8 protein-coding genes are annotated in these 11,106 nt (G+C 46.5%); 5 read left to right on the top strand and 3 right to left on the bottom strand.

The genetic code is table 11. The features are described from left to right. The coding region (locus P364_RS0133570) for a serine hydrolase domain-containing protein (protein ID WP_024634345.1) at positions 1–1,403 on the bottom strand (1,403 nt) is incomplete at its 3' end. Between the two features lie 215 nt (positions 1,404–1,618). Here P364_RS0133570 and P364_RS38400 point away from each other — a divergent pair. The 4 genes from P364_RS38400 to P364_RS0133550 all read left to right on the top strand — a co-directional run bounded on the left by P364_RS38400 (position 1,619) and on the right by P364_RS0133550 (position 5,427). Further along, positions 1,619–1,987 carry a hypothetical protein gene (locus P364_RS38400; RefSeq protein WP_024634344.1) on the top strand — a complete coding sequence of 123 codons (369 nt, stop codon included), beginning with the start codon at positions 1,619–1,621 and terminating at the stop codon, positions 1,985–1,987. Positions 1,988–1,989: 2 nt separating this feature from the next. Continuing rightward, positions 1,990–3,708, top strand: a complete 1,719-nt coding sequence (locus P364_RS0133560; RefSeq protein ID WP_024634343.1) for an ABC transporter ATP-binding protein — start codon at positions 1,990–1,992, stop codon at positions 3,706–3,708. Positions 3,709–3,937: 229 nt separating this feature from the next. Next, positions 3,938–4,372, top strand: a complete 435-nt coding sequence (locus P364_RS0133555; protein WP_236642121.1) for a MarR family winged helix-turn-helix transcriptional regulator — start codon at positions 3,938–3,940, stop codon at positions 4,370–4,372. Next, on the top strand, positions 4,369–5,427 hold the full coding sequence (locus tag P364_RS0133550) for a threonine aldolase family protein (protein WP_024634341.1): 1,059 nt from the start codon (positions 4,369–4,371) through the stop codon (positions 5,425–5,427). Before P364_RS0133555 ends, P364_RS0133550 begins: the two co-directional genes overlap by 4 nt. Positions 5,428–5,541: 114 nt before the next feature. On the opposite strand, the gene P364_RS0133545 is transcribed toward P364_RS0133550, so the two are convergent. Further along, positions 5,542–7,521, bottom strand: coding sequence for an alpha-amylase family protein (locus P364_RS0133545; RefSeq protein ID WP_024634340.1), 1,980 nt, complete (start codon positions 7,519–7,521; stop codon positions 5,542–5,544). 137 nt (positions 7,522–7,658) lie between these two features. On the opposite strand from P364_RS0133545, the gene P364_RS0133540 reads away from it, so the two are divergent. Beyond that, positions 7,659–8,537 (top strand): helix-turn-helix domain-containing protein, encoded by an 879-nt coding sequence (locus P364_RS0133540; protein WP_024634339.1) that lies wholly within the window; start codon positions 7,659–7,661, stop codon positions 8,535–8,537. A 572-nt stretch (positions 8,538–9,109) separates the two neighbouring features. Here the strand turns inward: P364_RS0133540 and P364_RS0133535 are convergent. Continuing rightward, positions 9,110–10,885 carry a glycoside hydrolase family 36 protein gene (locus P364_RS0133535; protein WP_024634338.1) on the bottom strand — a complete coding sequence of 592 codons (1,776 nt, stop codon included), beginning with the start codon at positions 10,883–10,885 and terminating at the stop codon, positions 9,110–9,112. Positions 10,886–11,106 lie beyond the last annotated feature (221 nt).

Genomic DNA, 11,106 nt, shown 5'->3' with positions numbered 1-11,106 from the left:
AATTTCAACTTTTCTGTACCTTGCTCGTTAACAAAAGAACCATCTGCGGTATACGTATACTTTTGTTCTGTACTATTCGGCGACAATAGCAGGGACGTCGTTAATTGCCCTTCATCATTCACTTCCACTTTCAGTAACGAGCTGCCGACAGCCCCATAAATGCCTGCATACTGCGTTAGTTTCTTCGGCATGGATGCTTTTACAGGTACGCCAAACGATTTTTCCGCTTTCCGTTCTTTAATAATATCTTTTTCCTCAAGTGCGCTAAGCAACAGTTCGCTCGCAATCAATTGGTCGGTTGTACTTGACCCACCTGAGGAGGTAACAGCAGCTGCCATGTTGTATTCCGGAAGAACAATTAATGAAGAATGATACGCAATCGTATTCCCGCCTTTGGTAACTGCCTTGATGCCGTATTCGCTAAATGGGAACAAGTTCACACTATCCCACCCTAACCCGTACGAAATAGAGGAATCGCTGTCCTCTGGCCACATGCCACTTTTGTATTCTTCTTGCGTCATGGCTTTTGCCGACTCACTAGAAAGAATGCCTTTGACCTCTCCCGTAAAGATTTGTGAAAATGTGACCAGGTCTTCAGCGGTAGAGTAAATACCTCCAGAGCCAATCATGTTTGTATTCTCTACTGGAAGTTCTTCCTTGTGCAACTGAGAATAGGTTACTGCCATTTGGTCAGGGTCAACCAGATCCTGGGGCGTTTTGGTGTGGTTCATGCCCAAGGGCTCGGTGAAATTCTGATGGATGAAATGGCTAAAGCTCATACCGCTGACCTTCTCGACCAGAATTTCGGCTAACGTAAAGCCATCGTTGCTGTAGACCGAATAGGCTCCTGGATCAGCCTTCAGGTTTTGCTCTGCCAATTGATCCAATAACGTATCATGTGCATAGGTGTCATTGTCTCCATACAGTATTGCACTACTGCTTGAGGTTCCGAGAATCCCGGATGAATGGTTCAGCAGCATGCGTGGTGTGATTTGGGTGTAACGTTTGTCCTTCATTTTGAACACCGGGATATAGTGTACAACCGGCAGATCCATATTAATCTTGCCTTCGTCAACCAGTTTCATTACTGCGGCTGTAAGTATTACTTTACTGGTTGAACCGATTCCATACATCGTATTAGAAGAAAGGGGCATATGGTCCTCCGGGTCGTTTTTGCCTGCTTGTCCGGAGATCACGATCTTTCCCTCGTCCATGAGTGCGTACTGCACACTTGTTGTACCGTAAGTTTCGGTAAGGATCTTGGCCTTGTCCATTACTGCTTTTTTCGTTGTCTCATACGTAAGATTACTGCTGCTCAAGGTTGCCGGTGCGGCGAAAGCAGACATTGGGACCAACATCGTTAACACCAGGCTTACGGCGGCAAATGAAGTTCGTTTTTTCATTGTCAATCTAATCTTCTCCTGTCTTATCTGTGAATTGGGAATCTCTGTGGTGGTACGTAAGTTAGTGTACTCTAGGACGGTGAACTGAATATGAATTGACCCGGAATGAACTGGAAAAATACGGGTTGACAGAATGATTTTGCACGTATACAATCGTATACATGAGGAGATTGTATACATATGTATACAATCAAAAAAATGGAGGTGCTTCACAAATGAGAGAAAGACATATCAATGAGAATGAGAAAACGGAGCGTCATGGAGAGCGTTCCATACGCGGCCGCGGGGAAGATGAGCAACAGGGTGAACGTTCCAGACGTGGGAGAGGACATGGAGAGCATCACGGAAAACGGGGGAATGGGGCACAAACGTTTCGTCGTGGGAGAATTCTAGTCTTTTTGGAACAAATGCAGAATCGCAGAGCTACGTTGGCCAGACAGCTTGGTCAGGAGGAGTTCCGGAATATTCACCAAATGATTAGTGGTGAGCTGAAAGCCATAGATCAGGTTATTGATGAGTACATCCAACTATTTGAATTGCAAAATGAAGAAGATAGCCCTAATCAGGATCTGGAGAGTGAATAAGAATGGTTCGTCGTTTTTTCTCGTATTATCGTCCTTACAAAAAACTGTTTCTAATTGATTTTGGTTGTGCAGTCATCGCCGGTTTACTGGAGCTGGCATTTCCACTTGCTGTAAGCAAGTTCATTAATGATTTGCTGCCAGGTCAAGATTGGCCGCTCATTATTCTCGCTTGTGTTGTACTGTTATCGATCTACGCGCTGAATACCGTCCTGAATTATGTCGTGACCTACTGGGGACATATGCTTGGTATTAATATTGAGACCAATATGCGTTCGAAGATGTTTGCTCATTTGCAGAAGCTTTCCTTCCGGTTCTTCGATAATCGCAAGACGGGTCATCTGATCGGTCATCTGACCAATGACCTTAACGATATTGGCGAGGTGGCTCACCATGGACCGGAGGATGTATTCATCGCAGTGATGACATTAATCGGATCTTTCTGGCTCATGGCGAACATTAACTTGGAGCTTGCACTAATCACCTTTATCATTATCCCGATCATGGCTTGGGTAATTATCGTGTTTGGTGGACGCATGACGAAGACCTATCGTCGTCTCTTCGGTGATGTGGGGAATTTCAATTCCCGTATTGAAGACAACGTAGGCGGAATTCGTGTCGTTCAATCCTTTGCTAACGAAGAGCATGAGAAAAAACTTTTTTCCGTAGACAACGAGAACTTCCGCAAAACAAAGCTGCTTGCTTATAAAACGATGGCGAAGAGTATATCGGTCAGCTACATGATGATGCGTCTGGTTACCGTGTTCGTTATGATCAGCGGTGCCTGGTTCTTTATCGATGGCAGAATTGATATGGGTGATTTCATGGCGTTCCTGCTGTTATCCAACATCTTCTTCCGTCCGATCGAGAAAATAAATGCTGTAATCGAGAGTTACCCGAAGGGCATCGCCGGATTCAAGCGTTATCTGGAAATCATTGATACCGAGCCGGAAATCGCGGATGCGAAAAATGCCGTTGAACTAAAAAGCGTGCGTGGGGATATTCGCTTCGAAAATGTCTCGTTCGGTTATGAAGAGAATCGACGTATTCTGAATAATATCAGTCTGTCCATCAATCCAGGGGAAACCGTTGCTTTTGTTGGTCCTTCCGGTGCAGGTAAAACGACGATCTGCAGTCTGCTTCCACGATTCTATGAAGTAGAAGAAGGCCGGATCACCGTTGACGGGATGGATATTCGCGAGGTGCAGCTGGAATCATTGCGCAGACATATCGGTATTGTTCAACAGGATGTCTTTCTCTTCTCAGGCACAATTAAGGAAAATATCGCTTATGGCGATTTAACGGCAACGGACGAGCAGATCTGGGATGCAGCCCGTCGCGCTTCTTTGGAAGAGCTGCTTCTTAGTTTGCCAGAAGGAATCGATACGATCATTGGTGAACGTGGTGTAAAACTTTCCGGAGGTCAGAAACAGCGCTTGTCTATTGCTCGGATGTTCCTGAAAAATCCACCGATTCTCATCTTGGACGAAGCTACGTCCGCTCTGGATACGGAGACCGAAGCGCTGATCCAGAAGTCCTTGGCAGAACTGTCTGTGGGTAGAACAACGCTTGTTATTGCACACCGACTGACCACGATCAAGAATGCAGATCGGATAATCGTTGTGAACGCTGATGGCATTGCAGAGCAGGGTAACCATGAGGAACTGGTTGCTGCCGGAGGCATATACAGCCGACTTCATCAGGTGCAATACAGCCATTCATAATGTTGTAACGCCAAAACCGCGCATATTGCGCGGTTTTTTATTATGAGCATTTAGACAGTTAATCCGTGTGTTACAAATACGGCTTTTGCTAAGCTTCTCGTTCAAGTGCATTAACTTGCTCATTACGATTTATATTGTTGACAACGTCCACTAAACTGATTATTATAATGTTGACAATGTCCACTAAAAAGGAGGGTTTGACATCGACTCTCAGCAAATAAATGCAGATATGTTGACTGAAATGCGGCGTTTTAACCGTTTTTATACCAATATACTCGGTGTACTTGATAAGCATATCCTGGGAACGGGATACTCCTTTGCCGAAGCAAGGGTCATTATTGAGATTGGCATTCAAGGAGAGAGCATTGCGAACAATTTGGTGGATACGCTGACGATTGATCGCAGCTACATGAGCCGAATAGTGAGCAAACTGACCAAAGAAGGGCTGTTGATGAAAGTGGATTCAGCCGCTGACAGCCGGGTGAGTTTGATTCGTCTGACTGAGAAAGGCCAGGAGCTTTACAGTGAATTGAATGAGCGTTCGGATCAGCAGTTTGTAAAATTAATGCATGGTTTGGATGAGGAAGAGATCAGAGAAGTGTACGCTTCAATGATGAATATTCAGGATAAGTTGAACAAGAGAGCAGGAGAGACAAGACGATGATACGATTTGAATGTGATTATAACGAAGGCGCGCATGAGCGTATTTTGCAAAGACTCATTTCAACGAACATGGAACAAACGAGCGGTTACGGTACAGATCCCCATTGCGATCGGGCGAGAAGCCTTATTCGACAGGCTTGTGAAAATGAACAGGCGGATGTGCATTTTTTGGTTGGCGGTACACAAACGAATACAACGGTGATTGCCTCTACTTTACGTCCATACCAAGGTGTGATTGCAGCGACTTCGGGCCACATTGCGGTCCATGAGACGGGAGCGATCGAAGCCACAGGTCACAAAGTGATCACGGTGCCAAGCGATGACGGGAAAATTACCCCGGATCAGGTCAAAGCGGTCTATGATGCCCATGTCAATGATGGATCTCCGGAACATTGTGTCCAGCCCGGAATGGTTTACATATCTCAGCCTACTGAGAATGGTACGATGTACAGCAAGGCAGAGCTGCAAGCATTATTTGACGTAAGCAGCCAGTGTGGTCTCCCTTTCTTTATTGATGGGGCGCGCCTAGGGTATGCTCTTGCTTCCCGAAATTGTGATATGACTCTCGCTGATCTCGCCCGCCTATGTGACGTATTCTATATTGGCGGAACCAAGATCGGAGCATTGATGGGGGAAGCGGTAGTCATCCTGAATGACAAGCTGAAGCCAGATTTTCGTTATATGATCAAACAAAAAGGTGGCCTGCTCGCGAAAGGCAGATTGCTGGGTATTCAGTTTGAAACGCTGTTTGAAGATGGTCTTTATCTTGAAATATCCCAGCATGCTGTGGACATGGCCATGTTGATTCATGATTCGCTCGTGGAGCAAGGTATTTCTTTCCTATATGATTCACCAACCAATCAGCAATTTCCGATTCTGCCAGATGACCTGCTTCAGGACTTACGCCACCGTTACTCGTTCACATTCTGGGAAAAGGTGGACGATACACACAGCGTCGTTCGTTTTTGCACCAGTTGGGCAACTCAGCGGGAAAATGTGGATTCATTGATTCGTGGTATTTCCCAGGGCCTAAACAAATTAAAAGCTTGTGTGTAATCATTAATCACTAAAGGATAGTACATTGGCGGAGTAAACCGCCAATGAAGAAGTCGCCATGCTGATGGCGACTTCTTTTTTTGTTTGCTGATATATGATCGATAAATGTGCTTACTAAAATTGAATTACGACCATTTGATGACAGGACCATAGAGGTATGGTGTAGGTCACAAGGCCGTTCGCCTGACTGAATGGAAGACTAAGGCGCTGTGGTGCCAAGTACACGTCCTGTACTTCTTTTTCAGCCGCCGCAATGGTCACCTCTGTATTTATGAGTGGAGGAAGATCCTCGATCACTTCCACACCTAATCCTCTGCGCACAGGAGAAGCATACAGCAGATGATTCACCCAGCGTTTCGAGTTCGCTTGTGCCTGTAACGTGGTAACCCCTTGTGCAGGGAGATTGGTTATTAGGGATTTATTGTTGTCGAGTAAGCGATCCAGCGCATAACAGATGATTTCCTTGATAGGCAGGCTGCCCTTCGTTGCGTAATCTTCAAAAACATTCCACGCGATGTAGATCCCGTCTCGTCCTTCGGCCATGCCCGTTCCCGATTCCTGCAGATCAGAAGGGGTGTGCTGGTGAGAGCAGAACGTGAACAAGTCACGGTTGAAATATGAATTTTCTTTACTGCCAAGGACGATGCCGTCTGTCGTCGGTACTGTATTCTGTCCTTCGGTATAGATGACGAAAGAAGCTGTACGCAGTGAAGGGAGCTCGAAATGTGGACGGAAATAGGAGGGGCGGAATGGGGATACCTCCTGAAATTCAACACCCAAATCGAATTCAAAGCCCGTTCCATCCAGTGAAAGTCCGGAACGGCCGGTGGCGAGCATTTTGCCGCCCTCCGCAAGAAAGCCTTTCAGCTTGGTCTTAATGGACTCTGTGATGAGGATGTCATCCGGCAAAATAACGACTTTATATTTGGATAGATCAGCCTGCAAATCCACGACATCAAAGAGATAGTGGCCTTCCAGCAAAACTCTTACAGCTCCGGTATCATAGTGGTTGTGCTGATCATGTGGATTACCTCCCGCTTCCCATCGCGTTGCCTCCACCGAAAGCAAAGCGATATCGGCTATCGCTGTAGTATCTCGGCACCATTCCTCCTTAGCTTCAACCTCGCGGTAGGCTTCACCGATCAGTGAATACGTGGCGAGATCCATTTGACCAGCCGGATGCAGCTGATCCCCGATGGAGCAGCGTGCCCCGTTCGCAAGGCTCAGCGCAGTTTCATAACGCAGCGCGTTTGGATGTTTGTATCCGCCGAATTCACCCCAGGAGGTATGGAATTTCCCGGTCATGCCCAGAAAATCCATCCCTAGTGACTGTGCATAACGCGCGGAGAGTGGGAAGTGGTCGTACCCCCAGCCGCCCGTTGGCAGCGATTCCAACTCCAGATGGGTATTCACATGGGCGAGATCCCGCCGCCCGCGGTCGACGTGACTGCTGTTGTGGAACACGGGTAGTCCGGGCTTCAATGTATGTACTGTCTCATTCATTCGAAGGGTATAACGAGCATAAGTCTGTTCCCACAGTGTTCTCATGTCTTGAATGTTTCGTGGATCGGAGCCCTGCGTGCGAATTTCGGCAACACAATATTGACAATAACATTCCCGGACGCCAACGATATCAAGGAAGATGCCGTCCGCATCATAGTGCTTTACGACTTCCTCGACCTGTTGGGCGAGAATATCAAGATACGGGGTGTTCATGCAAAATTGATGATATCCTGGCGTCATGAAGTCTGCTGTCCAGCTGATTTGCTCTTGCTGATTGCGGATGAGCCATTGTGGATGTTTGCGGGCGAGTCGCTCATCCAGGCCGGCGGAGAGATAGACCGGTGTCTTCACGCCTATCTCATGAGCAGCCTCAATCTGGGCACCCATTAGGTCGAAATTCAGATGTGGATGCATTTGATTGGCGGTTGTCGGGTGATAGGCCCAGCCATGATGGCACTTGGAGAATACGGTGATGGAATCGACATGCCCCGTTTTGAGCATCTCCTGAAATTGCTGCTTCGAAAAATCACGGCCAATGCCTTCAATGGCCTCTGACGTATGAAAATCGAGATGAACCTGACGAAATTTCATGCTTGCATCCCCCTGGTCATTAAGTGATAGAATCATATTATATCTACTACTCTAAGGGATCACGTGCTTCGATAACAGCTGACAATTACGACTTTATATAGCACATTCTCTACATTTTGAATGAAGGGAGCTCTTTCATGCTTGTACTTGAACTTCAAGTTCCGCCGTTTCCGTTATTAGCAGCAATTGGGCACACCGAATGGCAGCCGGGTATGCAACATGCCCAGCGTTGCTTTGATGTGTTCGACCTGATTATTTGCGCCAATGGAGCCATATTTATGGAGGAAGATGGGATTCGTTACGAGGTAGCGGAAGGCATGATGCTGGTTCTTGAACCTGGCAAAGAACATCGTGGGTATAAACCAACGGAGGTGAAGACGGAGGTATACTGGATTCATTTTCAGCTTCCCTCTGTCCAAAAGCTGATTTTAAAAGAAAAGACGACATGGGAGCAGCCCCTGCTTCAGCAAACAGACCAGGACATTGAGGCTCCCCCTGGAGTCATTGAAATTCCCAAATTCTCGGGAGTGGATCTACATACCCTGGAGCCGATAATGAAAGAAATGCTTGAGCTGCATCGTGTGCTTACCCGTCAGCGTTCATTCGAGCTGCATGTTCTGTTAGGCCAATTCCTTCTGCAATTACAGAAGGGAATGAGACAAAACAGCCCGCAGGCTCGTTCCTATTTACTAAGTGAGAAGGTGGCGGCTTATCTTGGTCAGCACCTGGAGCAGCCGTTTGATTCCGGACAGATGGAGCGGGATTTGCTCTATCATTTTGATTATCTGGCCCGCTGCCTGAAGCAGTATACAGGTATGAGCCCACTTCAATACAGACATCACCTGCAGATGGAGAAGGCCAAGCGGTTATTGGCACATTCTGAGCTCCCCCTGAAACGCATCGGCGAATTGTGCGGACTGCAGGACAACAACTATTTTACGCGCTTGTTCAAGCGTCAAACTTCCCTCACGCCTGGAGAGTACCGCAGGAAACATCAGCTGTATTTTATGGAATAGAAGTTCGAACAGATCCCAATAGGCAGTTTGTCCACCCAAAACAAATAAAAAAACCGTCCGAAAGGACGGGGGAATTTTGTTCCAACTTATATATTTGTAAGCGTTCAATCGCTTTCTAAGCGTAGAGCAAAATATCAAAATAGTTCTTCTTGCGACAACAAGCTTTAAAGTCCTCGCTTCGTACAGGGCTAGGATTCGATAAGGCCTGCCGACTACATTATTCAGGAATCCAAGAGTCTTGGGATCAATACCTGAGATGAACATGAAGTGTATCGAGGATATTTAAAATTTTTATAAGTGTATAAAGTAATTCGTAAAGGTGACTTTTGTCATCTTCCCGCCAAAACAGCGTGTACTTTGTGTGGGGCTTCTCGTCGAAAAACAAGAACATGATCCGATTGCTGAAATGGACAAGGGCATGGAACGTTCTCAAAACAAACTGGGCGACCTCTCACCGGTTGAAATCCGGGGAAAAGTCGCCGCTTAATAAAATTTCTTATGATTATTGTCTACTTGACGGACTATGATATGACCATGGAAGGCCCCTGTGAATAACCTGCTTATATCCCTCCTCAATTATCTATACGTTGTAAAATGACTACACCAGCTCTCGCGATGGGGAGCTCGTACAAACCGTCCTGAAGGTCGATTTGGCGAAGTAGAACAACTTGACCACAGCAATTTTTTACAGTTAAGTCATAACGACCCTGATGGTGGCAACGGACAACTACTTGTTCATTATAAGTTCCGTTGACTACAATGAATCGGTCATAGGTAGCGTCCATTGGGACAACAATATCAGCGTAAACGGCGACAATTTTCGTACCTGCTCTTTGGGCACTGACAAGTGGGTAAAGTAACTCGGGTTGTACCGGAGCTATCTTACCTTTCAGCAGAATGTCACTGTTCTCCTTGAAGAAGGAGAGCCAGAAGCGGAGCATTCCAGCATACACTTCTCCAATCTCATCGAGACGAACAGAGATTTGAGGCACTGAGAAAAGAACATTGATCAGCTGCATGGCTGCGCTTTCGACCGGTTCTTCAGGGTTGAACATGATCATGTCGGAATGGACGGCTGTATTTCCCGACAATAGTCGCAGGTCGAGCGTGCGGACCCGATTTTGGATAGAGTCGTTCGGGCAATCGTTGGCCCGGAATATGTTACCGTATTTTCGCATTAGCGGACCGATGTACGTTTGGCGGAATTCGATAAGAATATCCGGCTTGATGGCTCTCAGTCGCTCCATAACATCGGAGAGCAGGCGGTCCACCGCTTCAGGCACTGATTTATAATCCCGTCCTTCCGCTGTTCCTTCCTTCTGATCCGGACTCAGTCTGAAGCTATCCACAAAATCCAGCTTCAGACCGTCGATATCCCACCTGGATACGGCCTGTTCATAGGTGCTGATCAGGTATTCCCGGACATCCGGGTACCGGGGGTCCATCACTCCCGCATTCAGCTTCTCATCTACCCGCAATAGTTTATTCTCGAACTTGCTCCATACCTTGCTGCACTTACCTACAAATGGCACGGAGTACCATAGCATATATTTCATACCCAGCCGATGTACGGTATCCACATGAGTTTTCATGTTCGGTATTTTGCCCGCATAGACTTCCCAGTCCCCGGTAAAGGCATAACCCCGGTTGTTGTCGTCCGTCTGCCAGCCATCATCAACGATAATGGTTTCACAACCAAGTTCCATAGCAAGTCTGCATTGTTCCTCCAATTCGGAAGCGGTCAGCTTCTGATGATAGGAATACCACGTGGAGTACATGGGGGCGAGGGCTATATCAGGAACTGCGGCGGGTTCATACCCGGGAAGGCTCTCCCACCACTCGGTTACCTCTTCCAACGCATTATAGAAGGGAATATCCCTGCGGTCGATTCGGAGCGTAGCTTCGTAATGATCCAGTTTCGGCATAGCTTCTTCAAACAGAGTAACAGAGCATAGGAAGGTGGAATCCTCTTCATGGATACCGGCTTTTATCGACACGCTGTTCAATGCATCGCTAAAAGCGAAGGTCATTCGATTCCGCCCCTCTAGATTGTATAGGGAGGCTACAGGTGCGAGAGAAGTGCTTTTGGACTGGAAACCGTCACCCCAATCCACTTGAAAGGCTTTATTGCGGTCTGTTCCCGGATGCCATAAAGAGTGGATGTCTACGGCGGGAATAGACCACTCGATTCGGCACACTGGCGGCTGTTCTTTGTTCACAGCTGTTAACCGGATATGGACCAGAAAAAGGTTCTCCGTTATGGTTTCAATGTTGGTAAAGCTGTTAAATAGGGTGCTGTTACTGTTAATAATTACAGTGGGACAATCGTAGTTGATTAAAGTTTTCATAATACCTCCTGCTCGTATAAAAAGATAAGGGACTAACAATACCTTGTTTAGAGTATATCGTTTACAAAATATTTAGTAAACAAATAATATGAATAAACAAAAATTGAAATGTAAATACCATTTTAGGGTGAAAAAAATACATGTAAGCGATGACAATAAGTTATTGTCAAACGATTTGAACTCTGTTATATTGAATTCACGCATTAGTTTGCTAATGTTTA

Origin of the sequence: Paenibacillus sp. MAEPY2 (assembly GCF_000499205.1) — a bacterium.
Classification (GTDB): Bacteria; Bacillota; Bacilli; order Paenibacillales; family Paenibacillaceae; genus Paenibacillus; species Paenibacillus vandeheii.
The sequence above is the reverse complement of the archived record's forward strand: the minus strand, read 5'-3'. Positions and strand labels throughout refer to the sequence as shown.